Origin of the sequence: Lonsdalea britannica (assembly GCF_946477055.1) — a bacterium.
GTDB classification, from domain to species: domain Bacteria; phylum Pseudomonadota; class Gammaproteobacteria; order Enterobacterales; family Enterobacteriaceae; genus Lonsdalea; species Lonsdalea britannica_A.
In genome coordinates this window covers 1-22,961 of record NZ_CAMKXG010000021.1, presented here as the reverse complement: position 1 = coordinate 22,961, position 22,961 = coordinate 1, and the positions used below count along the sequence as shown (strand labels likewise).

Here is a 22,961-nt window from a genome sequence, read left to right as displayed (position 1 = left end):
GGTAGTGTGGGGTCTCCCCATGTGAGAGTAGGGAACTGCCAGGCATTAATTTAAGTAGAAACCCTCAGCGCAAGCTGGGGGTTTTTGCGTTGGGGCGGAAAAAAAACGACAGACCGGTTCTGTATCTCCACCGTCTCACCGCCATGCGCCAGACCGTGAGTCTCCCTTCCACTCCACCCTCTGTGTGTTGTGAGGCTACTGGAGCGCGGGAACCACTACAGGGCGCTAATCGTGCCTTCCCCACCGATCCTCTCTAATCCCTGGTGCATTAAGCACGGGCTAAAATCTGGAGGGTTAGCCGACTCTTAAATTCCATGGCCCCGATAAACTTGATACATGACGGCGTTGACTGTTTTCTGATTAAGCCATTCATCAAGAGCTGCCGGCTGGAACACTCATATCCAAGACTATTGGGCATCAAGCCATTGGCATATAAATGCGGCGATAGCGGGAGGGTGATTCAGATCGAGTTGAGGGCAAGAGACGTTTAAGGGCACATCGCTGGCGATCGCCAGAGAGTCATCATCGATCAAATCCGCCATGTCATGACCCGATGCCTGTCGATACAGGACGATTTTGGGGATCTTCTCGTGGCGAAAGCCTTCGACCAGCACCAGATCGAGCTTTGAATGATCCATTCTGCTAGCCAGCCACGCAAGATCGGGTTCCGACTGGTCCGGTGTCTCCGTCATCAATGCCCAGCGTTTGGCGCTCGCGACCAGCGTCTGATCAGCGCCTGCTTTGCGGAGGCGATAACTATCTTTCCCCGGAGTATCGATATCCATCTCGTGGTGCGTATGTTTAATCATGCCAACGCGAATACCAGATGCTTTAAGTAGGGGGATTAACTGCGTTAATAATGTCGTTTTTCCTGTACCGCTGTACGCGGCAATCGCCAGAAGCGGCACGGCGCTAGTCATCTTTTGGGTCCTCTCGCCAATCAGCAATTTCTTCTGGCGTATTAAGATTACGAAATGCCAGAGGTTGATCGCTGAACGACACGGGGCGGGCATCAATGTGATTGAGAAACAGCATCAGTTTGCGCTCGCCCTTAGACAGGAAGGCCTCAAGCGCTCGGGTCTGGCTTTTATTGATAAGAAGTAACGTCGGATGGTCGCGTTCGCCATCGGTCGCATAGGCCGCCGGATGATGACCGATGTGCTGTTGTAAACGAGAGACGAGATTTAACGGTAGCGCTGGCACATCACAGGGAGCAAAAAGCGCCCATTCGGTTTCCATGATGGCTAATCCCGTATACATCCCGGCTAATGGTCCGGCAAACTGACGGTTAATATCACCGATCACCGGATACCCGCTTTGCTGGTAACGTTCATGGTGTCGGTTGGCATTGATGAGTACGTTATCCACCTGGCTGACCAGCCGTGTTAAAACGTGTTGATACAGCGGTATGCCCTTCAGCTGGAGCAGGCCTTTATCGTGGCCGCCCATCCGCGAGGACTGTCCGCCAGCCAGAATGATTCCCGTGATCATGATGTTTTGACCTGAAAATAAATGATGCTGACTGAGGGAAAACGATGGCGTAACGCCAAGCGCTTTCCTCATACTAAGTACACTACTATTAACGTTGAGTATGGAGAACCGACCATGAAATGTCATCGCGTGAATGAGTTAGTTGAACTGTTGCACCCGGCCTGGCAGCAGGAACCCGATTTGAATTTGATGGAATTTTTACAAAAACTTGCAAAGGAAGCAGGGTTTGAGGGGGCGCTAGGCGATCTGACTGATGATATCCTTATCTACCATTTGAAAATGCGTGGCTCCAACCAAGATCAACCGATCCCCGGGTTGCAGAAAGACGTAGAAGTGGATTTCAAAACGGCGATCCTGCGGGCCCGCGGAGTCATCAAAGACTAATGAAAAGCTTGTTTTTCGCGTCGATGCGCGCGTACGCCTTTTGCAACGGGAGCGTTAAACGCAATGCATGATGCTGTTTTCAATTTTCATACCCTGTCGCCCGACGTCATCATGGATGCGCTATGGTCTACGGGTATCCGCGTCGACTCCGGATTAATTGCGCTTAATAGCTACGAAAACCGGGTATACCAGCTTAGCGATGAAGATCGTAAGCGTTACGTGGTCAAATTCTATCGTCCTCAGCGTTGGAGCAAGGCTCAGATCGTCGAAGAACATCAGTTTGCTGCTGAACTGGCGCAGGACGAAGTGCCGGTTGTTGCGCCTTTGGCCCTGCAGGGGGAGACCTTGCATGAGCATGATGGCTTTTTCTTCACCGTCTTTCCCAGCGTAGGGGGAAGGCAGTATGAAATGGATAACGACGACCAGCTGGAAGGGGTTGGTCGTTATTTGGGACGAATTCATCAAACCGGTCGTAAACACGATTTCGCCGCGCGGCCGACTATCGGCCTACAGGAGTATCTGTATGAGCCGTTTGACGAGTTATCCCGATGCGCTTTGATACCGGCTTCGCTGCGGGAAACCTTTCTGAACTCGACTGAACGTCTGATTCAAGAAGTGAAGCGCTGCTGGCATGACGACTGGACGTCGGGCCGACTGCACGGAGATTGCCATCCCGGCAACATTCTGTGGCGTGACGGCCCTTTGTTCGTCGATTTAGATGATGCCCGCAACGGACCCGCCATTCAGGATTTGTGGATGCTTTTGCACGGTGAACGGCGCGAGCAACGAATCCAGTTGGATATTCTGTTGGAAGCTTACAGCGAGTTTTCTTCTTTTGATGAGAAGGAACTGGCACTCGTCGAGCCGCTGCGGGCGATGAGAATGATTCACTATCTGGCCTGGGTTGCCCGTCGTTGGCAAGACCCTGCGTTTCCAAGGAGCTTTCCCTGGATGCAGGATGCCGATTTCTGGTCGAAACAAGCCTCCACCTTTGTCGAACAGGTTAAGCTGTTGCGGGAACCGCCTTTGCAGCTGACGCCGATGTACTAAAGTTAACGGAGAAAAAAGTGATATGAAGAAAGTATGGCTAACACTGATTGGTGTCATCATGGCGTTCAGTGCTTCCGCGGCGGATTTCACCGAGGGAAAACAGTTTGTCACGCTGGATAGACCCGCGACGCAGGAGCCGCAGGTCCTGGAATTTTTCTCTTTCTATTGCCCACACTGCTATCAGTTTTCCCAGATTTATCACATCCCTGACGCGATACAGAAAGGGTTGCCAGCTGGCACTAAAATGGTTAAGTACCACGTGGATTTCCTGGGGGATTTGGGAAAAAACCTGACGGAAGCGTGGGCTGTGGCTATCGCTCTGGGCGTTGAAGATAAAATCAGCCCGCTCATGTTCGATGCGGTACAGAAAAACCAGACGGTGCAGAAACCGGAAGATATTCGTAACGTCTTCATCTCTGCTGGCGTTAAAGGCGAAGAATACGACAGCGCGCTCAATAGTTTCGTCGTCAAATCTCTGGTAGTTCAGCAGCAAAAAGCGGCGGCGGACCTACAGCTGCGCGGCGTTCCGTCTCTGTTTGTGAACGGCAAATATATGGTTAAGAATGATGGTCTGGATACCAGCTCAATGGACGTTTACGTCCAGCAATATGCTGATGTCGTGAAATTCCTGATTTCTAAAAAGTAATTTAAATCGACGCCATAAGGTGAGAGCCGTATGGCGTCGTTTTTTCTGAAAGCGAATCTTTTGGCGAAAATAACCGCGTGAAATTGAATTTCATTTTCATAGGTATCCACAAATCTTATGTTTTCCGTTAACGACAAGTGAATACGATTTTCTATTTTAGTTAACTGATTTTGCTTAATAATTTAATTACCCCTCGCGACATTTATTCTCCTGTTAATTATTTAAGTATTTCTATACACAAACTTATCCACAGGAATTTCTGCGATACGTCACGAAAGCGTTGCCGTATTTACGCGTTATTATTCGTCTCTTCCTGCCACCTATGGCATGCTTATATGATGGCTGGAAATAACAATTGAAACAGATTATGGCTCAAATAGCAGACAACCCTTTAATTCTCGTCGACGGTTCATCTTACTTATACCGCGCCTATCACGCTTTTCCTCCGCTGACGAACAGTGCGGGCGAACCTACCGGGGCGATGTACGGCGTGCTGAACATGCTGCGCAGCCTGTTGCTTCAATATCATCCCAGCCACGTTGCGGTTGTGTTTGATGCGAAAGGAAAAACCTTTCGTGATGAGCTGTTTGAACATTACAAATCTCATCGTCCCCCGATGCCGGATGACCTGCGGGCTCAGATCGAGCCGTTGCATAAAATGGTCAGGGCGATGGGCCTGCCGCTGTTAGCGGTTTCCGGCGTGGAAGCGGACGATGTCATCGGCACGTTGGCTCAGCAGGCGGAGTTGAAGTCGACGCCGGTGCTGATCAGCACCGGCGATAAAGATATGGCACAGCTGGTGACTCCTAACATCACCCTGATCAACACCATGAACAACGCTATCCTGGGTCCTCAGGAAGTGTGTGATAAATATGGTATTCCGCCGGAACTGATGATCGACTTCCTGGCGTTGATGGGCGATGCCTCCGATAACATTCCCGGTGTGCCGGGCGTGGGTGAGAAAACGGCGCAGGCGCTGCTGCAAGGGCTGGGCGGTTTGGACACGCTCTACGCCAATCTGGATAAAATCGCCGATCTTTCCTTCCGCGGCGCTAAAACCATGGCAGCTAAACTGGAACAGCATAAAGAGGTGGCTTACCTCTCTTACCAGTTGGCTACCATCAAAACTGACGTTGAGCTGGAGCTGAGCTGTGAACAGCTGGCGGTCACCGAACCGCAAGTGGACGAGCTGAGTGAGCTGTTCAAGCATTATGAGTTCCGGCGTTGGCAGATTGAACTGGAATCAGGCGTCTGGTTGCAGGGCAAAAAGAGTCCGGTCGCAGCGAAAAACAAACCCGCAGTAGTCGAAGAAAAAAGTGCGGCAGCGGTTGAGAGCGCGCTGTCGCAGGAAGGCTATGTCACTATTCTGGATGAGAAGACGCTTGAGACGTGGATTGACCGTCTGAAGTCTGCCGACGTTTTTGCATTCGATACTGAAACCGACAGTCTGGACACGTTGAGCGCCAATCTGGTCGGTATCTCATTCTCTGATAAGCCGGGCGAGGCCGCCTATCTGCCGTTGGGTCACGATTATTTGGATGCCCCGGAACAGATGACATGCGGCAGAGCGTTGGAACTGCTTAAGCCGCTGCTGGAAGATCCTGCCGTACTGAAAGTTGGTCAGAATCTGAAGTATGACCGCGGCGTGCTGGCCCGCTACAACATCGAGTTGCAGGGTATGGCGTTCGACACGATGCTGGAATCTTACGTGCTGGATAGCGTGGGCGGCCGTCATGATATGGACAGCATGGCATCACGTTACCTGCAGCATAAAACTATCTCGTTTGAAGAGATCGCCGGCAAAGGCAAAAACCAGCTTACCTTTAATCAAATTCCGCTGGAGCAGGCGGCGGTCTATGCGGCGGAAGATGCCGATGTGACGCTGCATTTGCACCAGAAGCTGTGGGAAAAACTGGAAAAAGAGCCTGAGCTACGAAACGTTTTCGACAACATTGATATGCCGCTAGTGCCGATTTTGTCGCGCATGGAGCGCAATGGCGTATTGATTGATGCAGGCATTCTTGCCGAGCACTCCAAAGAGTTAACGAAGCGGCTGGCGGAGCTTGAGGTTGAAGTACATGAGCTGGCTGGCGAGCCTTTCAACCTTGCCTCTACCAAGCAGTTGCAGCACATTTTGTATGAAAAATTGCAGCTGCCCGTCAGGAAGAAAACCCCGAAAGGGGCGCCGTCCACCAACGAAGAAGTGCTGGCTGAACTGGCGTTGGATTACCCGCTGCCGAAGCTGATTCTCGAGTATCGCGGTTTGTCGAAGCTGAAATCCACCTATACCGATAAGCTGCCGGTGATGATCAACCCGCTGACGGGAAGGGTACACACGTCTTATCATCAGGCGGTGACGGCGACCGGTCGGTTGTCTTCCAGCGATCCGAACCTGCAAAACATTCCGGTGCGCAACGAGGAAGGACGACGTATCCGCCAGGCGTTTGTCGCTCGCGAAGGCTACAGCATTGTCGCGGCGGACTATTCACAAATCGAACTGCGTATCATGGCCCATCTTTCACGGGATGCCGGACTACTGCGGGCCTTCTCCGAAGGGCTGGATATTCACCGCGCCACGGCGGCGGAAGTCTTTGGCTCTCCGTTGGATAAAGTGACGTCCGAGCAGCGCCGCAGTGCCAAGGCGATAAACTTTGGTCTCATTTATGGTATGAGCGCCTTTGGTCTGTCTCGACAGCTCAATATTCCGCGTAACGAATCTCAGAAATACATGAATCTCTACTTCGAGCGTTATCCGGGTGTGCAGGAGTATATGGAGCGTACGCGTGAGCAGGCGGCTGAACAGGGTTATGTTTCTACGCTGGATGGTCGACGCCTCTATCTGCCGGAGATCAACGCCCGAAATGCCATGAGCCGTAAGGCGGCGGAACGTGCGGCGATCAACGCGCCAATGCAGGGGACGGCGGCGGACATCATCAAGAAAGCGATGATCGCCATCGACGGTTGGCTGCAGCAACAGGATGAACCGCTGGTGACCATGATCATGCAGGTTCACGATGAATTGGTGTTCGAAGTGCACGACTCCGTGCTGGAGCAATCCAAGGCGAAAATCAAAGCCTTGATGGAAGGATGTATGAAACTGGATGTGCCGCTACGGGTGGATGTGGGAACCGGTATTAACTGGGATCAGGCACACTAATACATCTCTCTTTCCTGTCTAAAACTGTTCGATTCTGCCTGCCCCAGGAGTGATCTGGGACAGGCAAATCCTGCCTAATTAACGTCCGTAATTCATCGTGTTATCTAGTACATCGATTGACAAACTTGAGTCAATTTCATCAGAAAATGGCCCGTTTTGTAATTAAGCTACAAGATCGTGCGGCGATGTCCACTTTTATGGCGATGCTTTACGCAAAGCGTGAAAGTAAACAACAAAAAAATCTTTGTAGGCATAAAAAAATAGGGTAGAGTTGTTTCCGTAGGGTACAGAGGTAAGATGTTCTATCTTTCAGACCTTTTACTTCACGTAATCGGATTTGGCTGAATATTAGCCGCCCCGCTCGGTTTTCCGAGCGGGGCGTTTTTTATTGGGGCGCTGAAATTCTGACCGCGATGGGTCGTCATGTCGACGGGCTTTACGCCCGTGATATCAGGGGATTACTCGCCCTGTTCAGGAAAGTCTTCGTACGGGGTTCCGTTGAACCAGCTGTCCAGTTTTTCGCGCAGCTTATCTACGCCGCTCTTTTTCAGGGAGGAGAACGTTTCCACCTGAATATCGCCCATCAGCGGCAGTATGGCTTCACGCACCATGTTCAGCTGCGCTTTGCGCGCGCCCTGAGCTAGCTTGTCCGCTTTAGTCAGCAAGACCAGCACCGGCAGTTCCGCAGCAACCGCCCACTCCAGCATCTGCTGGTCGAGATCCTTGAGCGGATGACGGATATCCATCAGCACCACCAATCCCTGCAGGCATTGACGTTTCTGCAGATATTCGCCCAGAGCGCGCTGCCATTTCCGCTTCATTTCTTCCGGCACTTCCGCGTAGCCGTAGCCGGGCAAGTCCACCAGTCGTACGCCGTCGACCACCTCAAACAGGTTGATCAGCTGAGTACGCCCAGGGGTTTTACTGGTTCTGGCCAGGCTTTTTTGATTGGTTAGCGTATTAAGAGCACTGGACTTTCCGGCGTTTGAACGTCCAGCAAAGGCGACTTCAATACCGCTATCTGCGGGCAAATGGCGAATGTCCGGGGCACTGGTAACGAAATGGGTCACCTGGTAGTTGTATTGATGGGTCACAATCTTCGTCTCTGTCTGGATTAATAGTTACTCAGCGATTATACCTGTAACTTGCCGTGGCTGTGGTCTTTATCTGTATCGTCACTTTGACGACGTCAGCGTAATATTGTGAAAAAATAAAAGCCTCTTCCGTGAAGTTGGGTGCTTTTTTATTCGTACGCTTTCTGCTAGATTCCGCCGCAATTCCCTACATTCTTAATAATCTGAGAGCGATGCCATGAAACAGCCATTCAAACGGCCGGGCGGTAAGGCCGCCAAACCTAAAATCAAAAGAAAAACCCGTGAAGAATTGGATACCGAAGCTCGTGCACGCAAGCGTCAGAAAAAACGTCGTGGACTGGCTGCGGGAAGTCGCGCCCAAGGTGGAAACGATAACAAAGCGTCCTCCGGGCTGGGAAAAGTTGTCGATCCGCGTATTGGCAGCAAGAAAAAGATCCCACTGACCACGGCTGACGCCGCGCCAGTTTCCTCTATTCCTGAACCGGAACTGGAGAAAAAAGTCACACTGTCGCCAGAAGCTGAATTGGAAATGCTGGAAAACGATCCGCGACTGGACGAACTGCTGGATCTGCTCGAGAAAGGGGAAACGCTTTCAGTGAAAGATCAGTCCTGGGTTGACGAGAAGCTCGACCGCATCGATGCACTGATGGAGCAGCTGGGCATTGAACTCGGTGATGACGAGGACGATGAAGAAGAACCTCAGGAAGATATGCTGCAGTTGCTCAAGCGTAATAATCCCAAAGACGGTTATTGATGCTTAAAGGGCTGTTTCTGATTTTAACCTTGCTGGTTATGTGTTTTTTGCTGAGCCTGTTGGCTAAACTGTGGTGTCTGTCGAACAGAAAGACGCGATTGCTGCGACGCAGCTTGTCTTCCCGACAGCAGCCAATACCGCAGAGACGGTCAGGCAATAAACGATACCGCAAGGAGTAAGCAGCAATATGTCTGGAACGAGCATCGATTGGGATCTGGAGCTGATACAAAAGTATAACTATTCCGGTCCCCGCTATACGTCTTACCCTACCGCGCTGGAATTCACCGAAAGCTACGATGAATCCGCTTTTCTGCAAGCGGCCGCTCGTTACCCCGAGCGCCCGCTTTCTCTGTATATCCACATCCCGTTTTGCCATCGTCTGTGCTATTTCTGCGGATGCAACAAGCTGGTGACGCGTCAGTTGCATAAGGCGGACGAGTATCTGGATGTTCTTGAACAGGAAATTCGTCAGCGGGCGCCTCTGTTCGCCGGACGTACCGTGACTCAAATGCATTGGGGCGGCGGAACCCCGACGTTTCTGAATGCAAAACAAATCACTCGGTTAATGGCGCTGTTGCGCGAGCAGTTTACGTTTGACGCTCATGCGGAGATGTCGCTAGAGATAGACCCGCGTGAAATCGAGTTGGATATCGTGGATCACCTGCATCAGGAAGGGTTTAACCGCCTGAGCATGGGGGTACAAGATTTCAATAAAGAGGTTCAGCGATTGGTCAATCGTGAGCAGGATGAAGCGTTTATCTTTGCCCTGATCGAACGGGCCAAGGCGCTTGGGTTCACCTCCACCAACATCGATTTGATTTACGGCCTGCCAAAACAGACGCCGGAGAGTTTCGCCTATACGCTGAAACGCGTGGCGGAGTTAGGTCCGCACCGGTTGAGCGTGTTCAACTACGCCCACCTCCCGACGCTATTTGCCGCGCAGCGGAAAATAAAAGAGGCGGATTTGCCTGGCGCCGAGCAGAAGCTGGATATTTTACAGCAGACGATTCATGACCTGACCGCCTCGGGCTACCAGTTCATTGGTATGGACCATTTCGCGCGTCCCGACGATGAGTTAGCGGTGGCGCAGCGCGAAGGGAAGCTGCATCGAAACTTTCAGGGCTACACGACGCAGGGCGACACCGATTTGCTGGGGATGGGCGTTTCCGCGATTAGTATGATCGGTGATAGTTATGCTCAGAATCAGAAGGTCTTGAAGGACTATTACACTCAGGTGCAGACCCAGGGCAACGCGCTGTGGCGCGGCGTGCAGCTGACGCGTGACGATTGCCTTCGTCGGGACGTCATTAAAACACTTATCTGCAACTTTCGGCTGAACTATGCTGCGATAGAGACGGATTATCAGATTGATTTCGATGATTATTTTTCTGAGGATCTGACCTTGCTGGAGCCGATGGCGGCGGATGGTCTGATTGAGGTGACGTCTCGGGAGCTGATTGTGACCCCGAAGGGACGCTTGCTGATCCGAAATATTTGCATGTGTTTCGACATCTATCTGCGCAGTAAGATGCGCACTCGCCAGTTCTCTCGAGTGATATAAGTCCTGATAGAAATAAAAACAGCCGCTTAGCGGCTGTTTTTATCTTTCCTGCCAGCGTGAACCCACGATGATGACCTGCGGGATCAGCTAAAAAAGTTAATCAAGGCGGCACACAACACGGCTGCGATGGCCGTCTGCGGGGAGTGTCCCACCGCATTGCCCATTTCAGCGCCGTGTGACAACGCCGAAAAAAGTGATTCCAGCATGGTTACATTCTCCTGTCAGCGCAGTGATCATACTGCTAGTGATGATCATGTAAAGTATAAAATGACGACAATGATACCTGCGCTGAGATGTTCCTTTTCCGCTCCCCCGATAGACTTAAAAGCCGATAAGATGAGCGGCAATACGACTACTCCATCCCCAACTCTTTCAGTTTGCGCGTGAGCGTATTACGCCCCCAGCCCAACAGACGCGCGGCTTCCTGTTTATGCCCCTGCGTGTGGCGTAGCGCGGTCGTCAGCAGTGTTCTCTCCATTTCCGGCTGGGCTTCCGCCAACAGGTTTTGATGACCGGAACGTAACGCCCGGTCAGCCCATTGCGCCAGCAGGGTTGCCCAGCTGTCGGGCTGAACATGTACCGTGGCGTCAGGCGCGGTGGTTTCAAATAGCTCCGGCGGTAAATCCTGAATCAGCACTTCCTGACCCGCAGCCATGACGGTCAACCAACGGCAGGTGTTCTCCAGCTGGCGGACGTTGCCGGGCCACGGCAGACGCGTTAGCGCCGCTTCTGTCTCGGGATGCAGGTTCTTCGGTTCAACCCCCAGCTCCTTGGCGGTCGCCTGCAGGAAGTAGCGAGCGAGGCGAGGAATGTCTTCTCGACGCTCCCGCAGCGGCGGCAGATGTACACGAATGACGTTCAGGCGATGGAACAAATCTTCGCGAAACTTGCCTTCCTGTACTCGTAGTTCCAAATTCTGGTGGGTTGCCGCAATAATCCGGACATCAACTTTGACCGCCGCATACCCGCCTACACGATAGAACTGCCCATCAGCCAGTACGCGCAGCAGTCGAGTCTGCACATCCAACGGCATATCGCCGATTTCATCCAGAAACAGCGTGCCGCCATCGGCCTGCTCAAAGCGGCCCTGACGAATCTGATTCGCGCCGGTGAAGGCGCCTTTCTCATGGCCGAACAGCTCTGATTCGATCAAATCCTTGGGGATGGCGGCCATATTCAACGCGATGAAGGGGGCTTTGGCGCGAGGGCTGTGGCGGTGCAACGCATGTGCGACCAGTTCTTTACCCGTACCGGATTCCCCGTTGATCAAGACACTGATGGAAGAGCGCGAAAGACGTCCGATGATCCGGAAAACGTCCTGCATTGCGGGCGCTTCCCCGATAATATCCGTCGTCGGCCCGCTGATAGGCTGATTACGGACCGGTTGCTGCTGTTCCATGTAGTGGCTGATGGCGCGTTCGACCAGTGCAACCGCTTCATCGATATCGAACGGTTTGGGCAGGTAGTCGAAGGCCCCTTGCTGATAGGCGCTGACGGCCGCATCTAAATCGGAATGCGCCGTCATAATAATGACCGGCAGCATGGGGTGGCGCTGTTTAATCTGTTGCAGCAGGGCCAGCCCGTCCATTCCCGGCATACGGATATCGGAAAGCAGCACATCCGGTGTTTGCGTAGATAATGCGTTTAATGCCTGATTCCCGTTGTCAAACGTCGCGCAGGTTAAGCCGGCTCCTGTGAGCGCGCGTTCAAGCACCCAGCGGATGGAGCTATCGTCGTCGACAATCCAGACTATCCCTCGTTGCATCATGGACCTCACTGGCGGATGGGCAGATAGACCGAAAATTCGGTGTGACCTGGCCAACTGTTAAATTCAATTTTACCGGAGTGTTGATCGATAAGATTACGGGCGATCGACAGTCCTAGTCCGGTGCCCCCTTCGCGTCCGCTCACCATCGGATAAAACAGGGTATCTTGTAAATGGGCGGGGACACCCGGGCCATCATCTTCAATATCGATACGGGCCACTAAACGATAGCGGACGCCGTGCAGCGTGAGCTGGAAGGCCGTGCGGGTACGGATTGTGATGGAACCACCTTCTTCACCCAACGCTTGCAGTGCGTTGCGGGTGATATTCAGCAGGACCTGTTCAATCTGATCCGGGTCGTGCATCAGTTCCGGCAGGCTGGGGTCGTAATCCCTGACCAGCGTGACGTTATCGGCTTTTTCCAGTGAAACCAGCTGGAAGACGCGCTCCGCGACCTGATGAATACTTTGTGTGACGTGCAGCCCTGGCTGCTGCGGCCCTAACAGGCGATCAACCAGATTACGGAGGCGATCCGCCTGTTCGATAATGACCTTGGTATATTCCGTCAATGACGGGTCGGGCAGTGCTTTGGACAGTAGCTGCGCTGCGCCTCGCAAGCCTCCCAGTGGGTTTTTAATTTCGTGAGCAAGACCACGAACCAAATCTCGTGCCGCCAGCTGCTGCGCGTGTTGCAGTTGCTCCTGGCTGAGTTTGCGCTGGTTATCCATCGGCGCCATTTCCATCAGAATATAATCATTCTGAATACGCTGCGCCGTCAGCGACATGATGTGGGCTCTGCCATCCACCACGATGGTGACTTCGTTATCCGTAAAGCCCTGTCCGGAGTTGAGGCTGTCCAGCATCAAATCAATATTTAGCGAGAAATAACCAAGCAGTTCAGGCAATGGCGTTCCCGATAGTTTCCGCGAGCTTTGCGCCAGTAGTTGTTGCGCTGCTGGGTTGGAATAATGGATCGCCAGATTTTTATCCAGCAATAGGATGCTGTTAATTAAAGAATTGAGGATCTGCCCAGCATCGGGCAGCGTGCCTGTTGCCATAACGCAGACTCCTGCACTTTTTTAGTGCGTTACATTCTGGATTGATAAATATTGCTTAGCAACCGTACGATGCCGCGCGGAGAAAAAAGCCCATCCGAAGATGGGCTGAAAAGTTTCCACGGCAACAAAATAAACAAGAAATCTTGTCGGTGACGGCAGCTTCAACATCGTTATTATTCGGGCTGCCGTCATTGCGCGAATACTTACACGCTGTAGTACAGTTCGAACTCTACCGGGTGCGGAGTCATACGAACACGGTCGTTTTCCGCACGACGCAGTTCGATGTAAGCATCGATGGAGTCTTCGGTGAATACGCCGCCGCGGGTCAGGAACTCACGGTCTTCGTTCAGCGCATTCAACGCTTCTTCCAGTGAGCCTGCTACGGTTGGGATTTCACTCGCTTCTTCAGGCGGCAGATCGTACAAGTTCTTATCCATGGCATCGCCAGGATGGATCTTGTTGATGATACCGTCCAGGCCGGCCATCAGCAGTGCAGTGAAAGCCAGGTACGGGTTGGCTGCCGGATCCGGGAAGCGGACTTCGATACGGCGCGCTTTAGGGCTTGCGACCACCGGGATACGGATGGAGGCAGAACGGTTACGCGCGGAGTATGCCAGCATGACCGGTGCTTCATAGCCAGGAACCAGTCGTTTGTACGAGTTGGTCGCCGGGTTGGTCAGTGCGTTAATAGCTTTCGCATGTTTGATAACGCCGCCGATGTAGTACAGCGCCATTTCGGACAGGCCGCCGTATTTGTCGCCGGAGAACAGGTTTACGCCGTCTTTGGACAGAGACATGTGGCAGTGCATACCAGAGCCATTGTCGCCGAACATCGGTTTCGGCATGAACGTTGCGGTTTTACCGAAAGCGTGGGCAACGTTGTGGACGACGTATTTGTAAATCTGAATTTCGTCGGCTTTCTTGGTCATGGTGTTGAAGCGAGTAGCCACTTCGTTTTGACCCGCAGTCGCGACTTCGTGGTGGTGGGCTTCAACCACCAGACCCATCTGTTCCATGGTCAGACACATGGTGGAACGGATGTCCTGAGAAGAGTCGACAGGAGGAACCGGGAAGTAACCGCCTTTCACGGACGGACGGTGGCCTTTGTTGCCGCCTTCGTATTCTTTGCTAGAGTTCCAGGCACCTTCGATATCGTCGATAGTCACATGGGAGCCGGAGATGCTGCTGCCGAAGCGAACGTCATCAAACAGGAAGAACTCAGGTTCTGGCCCGAACAGTACGGTATCCGCGATGCCGGAAGAGCTCAGGAAGTCCTCTGCGCGTTTGGCGATGGAACGCGGGTCGCGATCGTAGCCCTGCATGGTGCCTGGCTCGAGGATGTCACAGCGGATGATCAGCGTGGACTCTTCGTAGAACGGGTCGAGAACGGCGGTTGTGACGTCAGGCATTAACACCATGTCTGATTCGTTGATGCCTTTCCATCCGCCGATAGAAGAACCATCGAACATTTTGCCGTCTTCGAAGAAATCTGAATCTACCTGATGGGAAGGGATCGTGACGTGCTGCTCTTTACCTTTAGTATCGGTGAAACGAAGGTCGACGAATTTCACCTCATGTTCTTTCAGCAGCGTCAAAACGTGTTCAACTGACATACTTGGTTCTCCCGGGTTATATCATTTATCGTCGTGGAACGAATATCGTTGTGGAATGTTGTTGTTACCGTACGTAGACTATAGCTAAATCTGTGCCAACTTTAGTATTTGTGCCTGAGAGCCCATTCTCTGGTTTTCTAAGTGGTCTTCGACTGCACCAATATAGTAATCTGCACCAAAATAGTGCTTTATTTTGCATTGTTAGCACCACATTGGTGCTCTTCAATGTGTTTGTAGCGCAATTGCACCGTGAAAGGGATCACAACCTCCTCAATGTGAGGTTGTTTGCAAGAGATGTTTGTGATCCTGTTTAGTCCCTCGATTAATCCGTGTACAATAGCGCGCTATTTCTAAATGCCTGAGGCAAAGCTGTGATCGAAAATTTGCGTAACATCGCTATTATTGCGCACGTTGACCATGGGAAAACCACCCTGGTCGACAAGCTGCTACAACAGTCCGGTACGTTTGATGAACGTAGTGAAGCCACCGAACGTGTTATGGACTCCAACGATTTGGAGAAAGAGCGTGGGATCACCATCCTCGCTAAAAATACCGCCATCAATTGGAAAGACTACCGCATCAACATCGTTGATACCCCAGGACACGCCGACTTCGGCGGTGAGGTAGAACGTGTTATGTCGATGGTCGACTCGGTGCTACTGGTCGTTGATGCAATGGATGGCCCGATGCCGCAGACCCGTTTCGTGACCAAAAAAGCATTTGCCAATGGTCTGAAGCCGATCGTGGTCATCAACAAGGTTGACCGTCCGGGCGCACGCCCTGACTGGGTTGTCGATCAGGTCTTCGACCTGTTCGTAAACCTGGATGCCACTGACGAGCAACTGGACTTCCCGATCGTTTACGCTTCCGCGTTGAACGGTATCGCAGGTCTGGATCACTCCGATATGGCCAGCGACATGACCCCGCTGTTTGAAGCGATCATCGAACACGTTGAAGCGCCGAAAGTAGACCGTGATGGCCCGCTGCAGATGCAAATCTCCCAGCTGGACTACAACAACTACGTTGGTGTTATCGGTATCGGTCGTATCAAACGTGGTGTTGTTAAGCCTAACCAGCAGGTTACTGTCATCGACAGCGAAGGCAAAACGCGTAACGGTAAAGTCGGTAAAGTCCTGGGCCACATGGGTCTGGAGCGTATCGAATCCACGTTGGCTGAAGCGGGCGATATCATTGCTATCACCGGTCTGGGCGAGCTGAACATTTCCGATACCATTTGCGATCCGGCTAACGTTGAAGCGCTGCCTGCGCTGAGCGTCGACGAACCGACCGTGACTATGTTCTTCTGCGTCAACACGTCTCCTTTCTGCGGTAAAGAAGGTAAGTTCGTGACGTCGCGTCAGATCCTTGAGCGTCTGAACAAAGAACTGATCCACAACGTTGCGCTGCGCGTTGAAGAGACTGAAGATGCGGATGCGTTCCGCGTATCCGGTCGTGGTGAGCTGCACCTGTCCGTCCTGATTGAAAACATGCGTCGTGAAGGCTTCGAAATGGCCGTTTCACGTCCGAAAGTTATCAACCGCGTGATCGACGGTCGCAACCAAGAACCGTTTGAAAACGTGACGCTGGATATCGAAGAACAGCATCAGGGCTCCGTCATGCAGGCGATGGGCGAGCGTAAAGGCGACGTGAAAGACATGGTTCCGGATGGCAAGGGCCGTATTCGTCTCGACTACGTCATCCCAAGCCGCGGTCTGATCGGTTTCCGTACCGAATTCATGACCATGACGTCTGGTACGGGTCTGCTGTACTCCACGTTCAGCCACTACGATGACGTGCGTCCGGGTGATATCGGTCAGCGTCAGAACGGCGTACTGATCTCTAACGGTCAGGGTAAAGCGGTCGCATTTGCTCTGTACGGTTTGCAGGATCGCGGTAAGTTGTTCCTGGGTCACGGCGCCGAAGTTTATGAAGGCCAGATCATCGGTATTCACTCACGTTCTAACGACCTGACCGTGAACTGCCTGACCGGTAAGAAACTGACCAACATGCGTGCTTCCGGTACGGATGAAGCCACGACGCTGGTACCGCCGGTCAAGATGACTCTGGAGCAGGCTCTGGAATTCATCGATGACGACGAACTAGTAGAAGTGACGCCGACGTCTGTTCGTCTGCGTAAACGTCACCTGACCGAAAACGACCGCCGCCGCGCGGGTCGCTCCAACAAAGAAGACTAAGTGTCTTTTCTGTAACGACGGTCTCGTTTCAGAAAAAGCCAGCCAGCGAAAGCTGACTGGCTTTTTTTATTTATTTTCATTCGGTTATCCTGATTTCACGCAGTGAGACCATACCGGCAAGCGGTGTATTCGGCCTCCGATCTTCTCTGTTCAGTTCTCCCTTTTACCGTTACAGTGAAAGCCTACTCACTCATCAGGAGGACCTATGTTGTATATCTTTGATTTGGGCAACGTCGTCATTGATATCGATTTCAAACGGGTGCTGGGAGTATGGAGCAACCTTAGCGGTGTCCCCCTGGCTAGCCTGAGCGAACGCTTCGTTATGGGGCATGCGTTTGAACAACACGAGCGCGGCGAGATCGATGATGAGGCATTCGCCTCTGAGCTGTGCCACGAAATGGGGATTGCCCTCAGCTTTGAGCAGTTTGCCGCAGGCTGGGAATCGATCTTTATCGGGGTACGTCCTGAAGTGCTGGATATCATGCAACAGCTACGGCGCGACGGGCAGCGTGTTGTGGTGCTCTCGAACACTAACCGTCTGCATCATCAGCAGTGGTCTTCGCTTTATCCTGAGATAGAGCAGGCGGCCGACCACATGTATCTGTCGCAAGAGCTTGGCATGCGTAAACCCGAGGCCGGCATTTACGAATACGTGTTGCAGCAGGAAGGATACCGGGCTAAAGACGCCATCTTCTTCGACGACAATGCGGACAATATCACCGCGGCATCCGCGTTGGGCATCCATGCCATTCAGGTCAACGATCGTCAGGTTCTGACGGACTTCTTTTCTTCTCATTCCGCCATGGTGAATGAATAGCGCCAGGCCGTTTCCATGCGGTATCAGACAGGAGCAGCAACGTTTTTATGATTGGGTTAATTCAACGCGTCTCCAAAGCCAGCGTCATCGTGGATAATGAAGTTATCGGTAAAATCGATGCGGGATTGCTTGTATTGCTGGGCGTTGAGCAGGGCGATGACGAAAAGAATGCCGAGCGGCTATGCGAACGGGTGATCGGGTACCGAATTTTCGGCGATGAGCAGGATAAGATGAACCTGAACGTGCGTCAGGCGGGCGGCAGCCTGCTGGTGGTATCGCAGTTCACCCTGGCGGCCGACACGAAGAGGGGGATGCGCCCTAGTTTTTCGCGTGGAGCCGCGCCTGCCGAAGCCGAGCGGTTGTATCACTATTTTGTCGGCCGATGTCGGGAGCAGGGCATAACCACCGAAACCGGCCGTTTTGCCGCTGATATGAAGGTTGAATTGGTCAACGATGGCCCGGTGACCTTCTGGTTACAGGCATAGAACGCGAACCATCTCTTGGTTAACCGAGGCTGTTTATGTATCACTTGAGAGTGCCGGAAAGCGCCAAAGAGCTGGACGCCTACTACCAGTTTCGCTGGGAGATGCTGCGTAAGCCGTTGCAACAACCGTTAGGCTCCGAACGCGACGCCTATGACTCGCTAGCGCATCATCAGACCGTCGTTGACGTCCAGGGGCGCCTGGTCGCCGTGGGACGGCTCTACATCAACGCCGACAATGAGGCCTCTATCCGTTTTCTGGCGGTTCACCCTGCTGTTCGACGTAAAGGGTTGGGCACCTTGCTGGCGATGGCACTGGAGTCAGTGGCGCGTCAGGAGGGAGCTAAGCGTGTGGTATGTAGCGCGCGTGAAGAGGCCAAAGCCTTTTTCGCCAAACTGGGATTTGTGGATCAGGGCGAGATCACGACGCCGCAGACGACGCCAATTCGGCATTTCCTGATGATTAAACCGGTGGCGACGCTGGATGATATTTTGCATCGCCCCGACTGGTGCGGACAGCTACAACAAGCCTGGCACGATCATATTCCCCTGAGTGAAAAGATGGGGGTGCGCATCAGTCAGTACACCGGCAAGAAATTTATCACCACGATGCCGGAAACAGTCAATCAGAACCCCCATCACACCATCTTCGCTGGCAGCCTGTTTTCTCTGGCAACCTTGACCGGCTGGGGGCTGATTTGGCTACTGCTGCGGGAACGTCAGTTGGGCGGCACCATCGTTTTGGCGGATGCGCATATTCGTTACAGCTCGCCAATCACCGGCCGCCCCAGCGCGGTGGCTAATCTTGGCTCGCTCAGCGGCGATCTGGACAAGCTGGCCCGCGGTCGTCGGGCGAGGGTGCATCTGAACGTCGAATTGTTCGGTGAAGGGGCAAAAGGAGCATTATTTGAAGGCGTGTATATGGTCTTGCCGCCGACACCGGATGATCCTCTGGAGCCTTCGGGTTTATCGGGCGACTGAGTGATTTACGGCGCAGATATTGATAGTTTCGGGAATCGCTCTTCACGAATAACTGAAGGCCGGATGGCGAATCCGGCCTTCTCCTTGCCATCGCCCCGTTCACTTTAGGGCGTCGGGGCTCTTTCCTGCAGGATACCCTGATGCAACTGTTGATAAACCGGTTGCCCAGCGCTGTCTGTTCCTTGCAAAACGCCGTTTAGGGTGGGTTTCAGCGGCGAGGCATTCGCCATCTGACCTTTCAGCTTTAACTGAAAATTGAGATTCCCCGATGGCATACGAGTCGGCGTCGGCCAGCCCCAGTGAAGTAACGTGTCGAATGCCGCCGATTTGGCATTCATATCCAACGTAAATTCACGCGCAGTGTTCTGATCGATAACGGCTTTTGCTTCCAACAGTCCGCCCGGTGTGAAGGCGCTGAGATCGGTAAACGTGATCCGATCGTTGTCCGCCGTCAACGCCAGCGACGGGCGTCGAATATCGACTTTATTGAACGTGGCATCGCTGGCGTTCAGGTTCAGCGAGCCTTGCCAAACTCCCCACTGGTGCTGGCGGACAAGCACTAGGTCGCTGCCATAGCCGTCAAGTGCGGTTATCTGGAACGGGAAGTCCGGATTGATATCGATCAGCAGGTTACGGTTGGCGGTAAATTTTTTAACGGAGACCTCTTCCAGCCACGAAGGCAACGTTTGCTGCCAGCGTTGACGCCAGTCTCCCGGGAGGGTGTATTCCATTCCCGCGATAACCAGCTCATCCAACGTCAGCCGGTGGTCGCTGCGCTGCCAGTTGCCGCTGGCACGCAGCAGCCCTCTTTCCCAACGGGTCGAGAACTGGCGGATGGCGATCCCTTGGGCCGACAGGTCCAGATTGATAATCGGGTCGATCAGATGCATATCGCCATTAATCAGATCGGATGCATTGAATGACAGCGAGCCGTCCTCACTCTGCCAGTTATCCTGTTGGAACGTGACGTGTTGCAGTGTGGCGTCAAGATCGCTGGCGGCCCAGCCCGGCCCCTCGATGCGGGCGTCTATCAGATCGAAACGGTCAACGCTGATGGCGGGCAGCGGTGCGGCAGGCCGCCAGAAATCGGAGAGGGAGCGCGAAGTTTGCAGCCTCACATTACTCAACCTGAGGCGATTAATCTCCCAGTTGCCATCGTCCGCGCGCTGCGCGCTGCCGGTCAGCTCCCCCCGGGCGACATTGGCGCCGAAGTTGCTTAGCGTCAGGCGCTGATTGGCGAATGTGCCTTCAACAAACACCTGACTGGCGGGCATATCATTAAGCGTCAGCGAGCGGGCGCTGAGTTGGAAACGCGCATTGTTTCCCAGCAGATGACCGGACTGCGGCTCCCACGGCGTGATACCGCCGTTGATCTGCTGTCCGTTGAGCCGCCAGTCGCCGTCTTGCGCCTGTAGCGCCATGTCCTTGAACTGCAACACGTCAGCCTTAAAGGGCAACGCGTAACCGGTTTGACTCAGATTGAGCGTTCCGCCTTCCAACTGCAGGCTGGCGAAATGAGAAGGCGTGGTAATTTGGCGGACGCTGAGCCCGACGGAGACCTGTTTGGCGACTAACGTCGGCGGCTGATTTTCACGGCCGAAAGAGACCTCTGCGAGCTGGAATACGCTGGGTGACGTCCAATCGAGAGACACCTTTTTCAGCGATAGTCTGTATTCGGTATGTTGACTAACCCAACGGCTGATCCAGTTGGCCCCCCATTCGGTCTGCAGCGCGAGATAAAGCGCCACCAAAACCAGAAGGGTCAGTAACAGCAGTGAGATGAGTAGTTTCCCGATAAATTTCATCGTATCAGTCCGTGCCTGTCGTCGAGGATAGAAATGTTATGCCGCAATGTCTGCAGCGGCTCAAGTCGGTAATCATACTCCTGACAAGAATCAGGGTCCGATGTTGCATCATGGGACCCTGATTAGCACGGTAAATACGAAATATCTGGAAGCAGGCTCCCTATTCTTTTTCTTCTTGCTCTTGCGGGAACACCAGGTTCAAGACAATGGCGGTGATCCCGCCCGCGGCGATGCCGGAAGATAGCAGGGTTTTCAGCCAGTCTGGCGCGAATTGCAGGATCAGCGGCTGCTGCGCCACACCCAGACCCACAGCCAACGAGAGGGCGATGATCATGATCGCCCGGCGGTTTAATGGTTCGCGAGATACAATGCGCACGCCCGAGGCGGCGATCGTACCGAACATCACGATGGTCGCGCCTCCCAGCACTGGCTCCGGGATGTGCTGAACGAATCCGCTGACGGCCGGGAACAGGCCCAACACAATCAGCATTAACGCTACGACGAAACCGACATGGCGGCTGGCGACGCCGGTCAGCTGGATTACGCCATTGTTCTGACCGAAGCAGGAGTTGGGGAAGGTATTGAATACCGCGGAAAGCATGGAGTTCAGTCCGTTGGCCAGCACGCCGCCCTTCAGGCGTTTCATGTACAGCGGTCCGCGGACGGGTTGTTCAGAGACGTCGGACGTCGCCGTGATGTCGCCAATGGTTTCCAGTGACGTCACCATAAATACCAGCATCAGCGGTACGAGCAGGCTCCAGTCGAAGCCCAGACCGTAATACAGCGGTGTCGGCACCATGATGGCGGACTGTGTCGTGCTGGACATATCCTTCGGCAGCATCCCCATCAGCCATGCCACCAGATACCCGACGGCCATAGCAATGACCAGTGAGGCGACCCGCAGATAGGGATTACGCTGGCGATTCAGCAGGATGATAACCAGTAGGACCACGCCTGCCAGCAGCAGATTTTTGGGCGCGCCGAAAGAGTGGTCGTTCAGCGCCGCGAATCCACCGCCAATTGAGGTCAGCCCAACCTGAATCAGCGACAAGCCAATGATCATGACGACCACGCCGGAAACCAGCGGAGTGATAATTCTCCGGGCCAGATGAAGAACGCGGGATAGCAGGATCTCGGTACAAGAGGCGACCATCAGTGTGCCGAACAGCGCGGCCATCATGGTGGGAACATCTGCGCCGCCGTTTTTCAACGCCAACCCACCCATAATAAGCGGTGTTACAAAGTTAAAGCTGGTGCCCTGAATCGATAGCAGCCCGGAACCCACAGGCCCCCAGGTTTTGATTTGCAGTATGGAGGCCAGACCGGATGCAAACAGCGACATGCTGATAATGTGTTGCGTATCTTGCGCAGGTAGCCCGAGCGCCTGACAGATCAGTAATGCTGGTGTGATAACGGCGACGAACATGGCTAACAGATGCTGACCGGCGGCAAACAGCGTTTGCGGCAATGGAGGGCGATCTTCAAGACGGTAGATGAGTTCGCTGCGTGGATGAGCAGCGGCGGGTTCTTCCGGGCGCAAAGGTTCGGCAGAGGGAATACGCATGGCGGTTGGCACTCCAGAACGACAAAAAACGCATTTTAATGATCTGCCTAATAAAAGCAAACGGTTGCGCATGTCATCTTGATGCACGAATGCCAAGGAGAATGTGGAAGGAAGTGATCGCCGTCGACGGTCAGGCGTTGGTGTAGCGAGCGCTTTCCGGCAGCCAGCGTTCAATCAGCGCTTGCGCGTGATCGGGGTAGCGCTCATGAATATGGCGAGCAATCCGTTGAACCTGTGGTATCAACGCCTGATCTCGCAGCAGATCGGCGACCTTGAATTCGGCGCTGCCGGTTTGACGGGTGCCTAGCAGTTCACCCGGTCCGCGAATCTCAAGATCGCGTTGTGCGATCACAAAGCCATCGTTGCTATCCCGTAATACCTGCAGTCGCTTCTGGGCAGTTTTGCTGAGCGGCGATTTGTACAGTAGCACGCAGTGGGAGGCGATCGAGCCGCGGCCTACGCGTCCGCGTAGCTGATGAAGCTGCGCCAAACCGAGTCGTTCGGGGTTTTCAATAATCATCAGGCTGGCGTTGGGGACGTCTACG

The 22,961-nt window shown here is 53.5% G+C and carries 19 protein-coding genes and 1 pseudogene; 10 read left to right on the top strand and 10 right to left on the bottom strand.

Annotated elements, in window-relative coordinates; genetic code table 11:
* Nucleotides 1-407 precede the first annotated feature (407 nt).
* On the bottom strand, nt 408-920 hold the full coding sequence (gene mobB, locus Q7O77_RS03155; protein WP_304163484.1) for a molybdopterin-guanine dinucleotide biosynthesis protein MobB: 513 nt from the start codon (nt 918-920) through the stop codon (nt 408-410).
* The gene (mobA, locus tag Q7O77_RS03150) at nt 913-1,491 is read right to left on the bottom strand and encodes a molybdenum cofactor guanylyltransferase MobA (protein WP_304163482.1); all 579 of its coding nucleotides are present in this window, start codon (nt 1,489-1,491) and stop codon (nt 913-915) included. The genes mobB and mobA overlap by 8 nt, the downstream gene beginning before the upstream one ends.
* Nucleotides 1,492-1,605: 114 nt before the next feature.
* Here mobA and Q7O77_RS03145 point away from each other — a divergent pair, with 114 nt between their 5' ends.
* From Q7O77_RS03145 to polA, 4 genes are all read left to right on the top strand, one after another.
* Nucleotides 1,606-1,875 (top strand): YihD family protein, encoded by a 270-nt coding sequence (locus tag Q7O77_RS03145; RefSeq protein ID WP_085652541.1) that lies wholly within the window; start codon nt 1,606-1,608, stop codon nt 1,873-1,875.
* A gap of 63 nt (nt 1,876-1,938) precedes the next feature.
* Nucleotides 1,939-2,925 (top strand): serine/threonine protein kinase, encoded by a 987-nt coding sequence (locus tag Q7O77_RS03140; protein WP_304163480.1) that lies wholly within the window; start codon nt 1,939-1,941, stop codon nt 2,923-2,925.
* Between the two features lie 22 nt (nt 2,926-2,947).
* Nucleotides 2,948-3,571 (top strand): thiol:disulfide interchange protein DsbA, encoded by a 624-nt coding sequence (gene dsbA, locus Q7O77_RS03135; RefSeq protein WP_304163478.1) that lies wholly within the window; start codon nt 2,948-2,950, stop codon nt 3,569-3,571.
* A 367-nt stretch (nt 3,572-3,938) separates the two neighbouring features.
* The gene (polA, locus tag Q7O77_RS03130; protein ID WP_304163476.1) at nt 3,939-6,728 is read left to right on the top strand and encodes a DNA polymerase I; all 2,790 of its coding nucleotides are present in this window, start codon (nt 3,939-3,941) and stop codon (nt 6,726-6,728) included.
* A 458-nt stretch (nt 6,729-7,186) separates the two neighbouring features.
* Here the strand turns inward: polA and yihA are convergent, their stop codons facing one another.
* The gene (yihA, locus tag Q7O77_RS03125; protein ID WP_304163486.1) at nt 7,187-7,825 is read right to left on the bottom strand and encodes a ribosome biogenesis GTP-binding protein YihA/YsxC; all 639 of its coding nucleotides are present in this window, start codon (nt 7,823-7,825) and stop codon (nt 7,187-7,189) included.
* A gap of 214 nt (nt 7,826-8,039) precedes the next feature.
* Between yihA and yihI the strand changes: the two genes are divergently transcribed.
* Together yihI and hemN are read left to right on the top strand one after the other, a co-directional pair.
* Nucleotides 8,040-8,576 carry a Der GTPase-activating protein YihI gene (gene yihI / locus Q7O77_RS03120; protein ID WP_304163475.1) on the top strand — a complete coding sequence of 179 codons (537 nt, stop codon included), beginning with the start codon at nt 8,040-8,042 and terminating at the stop codon, nt 8,574-8,576.
* 187 nt (nt 8,577-8,763) lie between these two features.
* Nucleotides 8,764-10,137, top strand: coding sequence for an oxygen-independent coproporphyrinogen III oxidase (gene hemN, locus Q7O77_RS03115; RefSeq protein WP_304163473.1), 1,374 nt, complete (start codon nt 8,764-8,766; stop codon nt 10,135-10,137).
* An 83-nt stretch (nt 10,138-10,220) separates the two neighbouring features.
* Here the strand turns inward: hemN and Q7O77_RS03110 are convergent, their stop codons facing one another.
* From Q7O77_RS03110 to glnA, 4 genes are all read right to left on the bottom strand, one after another.
* Nucleotides 10,221-10,343 (bottom strand): YshB family small membrane protein, encoded by a 123-nt coding sequence (locus Q7O77_RS03110; RefSeq protein ID WP_139171511.1) that lies wholly within the window; start codon nt 10,341-10,343, stop codon nt 10,221-10,223.
* A 146-nt stretch (nt 10,344-10,489) separates the two neighbouring features.
* Nucleotides 10,490-11,902 (bottom strand): nitrogen regulation protein NR(I), encoded by a 1,413-nt coding sequence (gene glnG, locus Q7O77_RS03105; RefSeq protein ID WP_026743683.1) that lies wholly within the window; start codon nt 11,900-11,902, stop codon nt 10,490-10,492.
* 8 nt (nt 11,903-11,910) lie between these two features.
* Nucleotides 11,911-12,960, bottom strand: a complete 1,050-nt coding sequence (gene glnL / locus Q7O77_RS03100; protein WP_304163469.1) for a nitrogen regulation protein NR(II) — start codon at nt 12,958-12,960, stop codon at nt 11,911-11,913.
* A 203-nt stretch (nt 12,961-13,163) separates the two neighbouring features.
* The gene (gene glnA / locus Q7O77_RS03095) at nt 13,164-14,573 is read right to left on the bottom strand and encodes a glutamate--ammonia ligase (RefSeq protein ID WP_085652528.1); all 1,410 of its coding nucleotides are present in this window, start codon (nt 14,571-14,573) and stop codon (nt 13,164-13,166) included.
* Nucleotides 14,574-14,944: 371 nt separating this feature from the next.
* Here glnA and typA point away from each other — a divergent pair, with 371 nt between their 5' ends.
* The 4 genes from typA to fabY all read left to right on the top strand — a co-directional run bounded on the left by typA (nt 14,945) and on the right by fabY (nt 19,047).
* Complete coding sequence (gene typA / locus Q7O77_RS03090; protein WP_304163466.1) at nt 14,945-16,768, top strand: ribosome-dependent GTPase TypA; 1,824 nt, start codon at nt 14,945-14,947, stop codon at nt 16,766-16,768.
* A 205-nt stretch (nt 16,769-16,973) separates the two neighbouring features.
* Nucleotides 16,974-17,585, top strand: a complete 612-nt coding sequence (gene yihX, locus Q7O77_RS03085; RefSeq protein ID WP_304163465.1) for a glucose-1-phosphatase — start codon at nt 16,974-16,976, stop codon at nt 17,583-17,585.
* Between the two features lie 47 nt (nt 17,586-17,632).
* On the top strand, nt 17,633-18,070 hold the full coding sequence (dtd, locus tag Q7O77_RS03080; protein WP_304163463.1) for a D-aminoacyl-tRNA deacylase: 438 nt from the start codon (nt 17,633-17,635) through the stop codon (nt 18,068-18,070).
* A 35-nt stretch (nt 18,071-18,105) separates the two neighbouring features.
* Nucleotides 18,106-19,047 (top strand): fatty acid biosynthesis protein FabY, encoded by a 942-nt coding sequence (gene fabY / locus Q7O77_RS03075; RefSeq protein WP_304163461.1) that lies wholly within the window; start codon nt 18,106-18,108, stop codon nt 19,045-19,047.
* Nucleotides 19,048-19,151: 104 nt separating this feature from the next.
* Here the strand turns inward: fabY and Q7O77_RS03070 are convergent, their stop codons facing one another.
* From Q7O77_RS03070 to Q7O77_RS03060, 3 genes and pseudogenes are all read right to left on the bottom strand, one after another.
* Complete coding sequence (locus tag Q7O77_RS03070) at nt 19,152-20,852, bottom strand: AsmA family protein (RefSeq protein WP_304163460.1); 1,701 nt, start codon at nt 20,850-20,852, stop codon at nt 19,152-19,154.
* Nucleotides 20,853-21,012: 160 nt separating this feature from the next.
* Nucleotides 21,013-22,416: an NCS2 family protein gene (locus tag Q7O77_RS03065; protein WP_304163458.1), complete on the bottom strand. Its 1,404-nt coding sequence runs from the start codon at nt 22,414-22,416 to the stop codon at nt 21,013-21,015.
* Nucleotides 22,417-22,546: 130 nt separating this feature from the next.
* Nucleotides 22,547-22,961 (bottom strand): annotated as a pseudogene (locus tag Q7O77_RS03060) (ATP-dependent DNA helicase RecG); the annotation flags it as partial.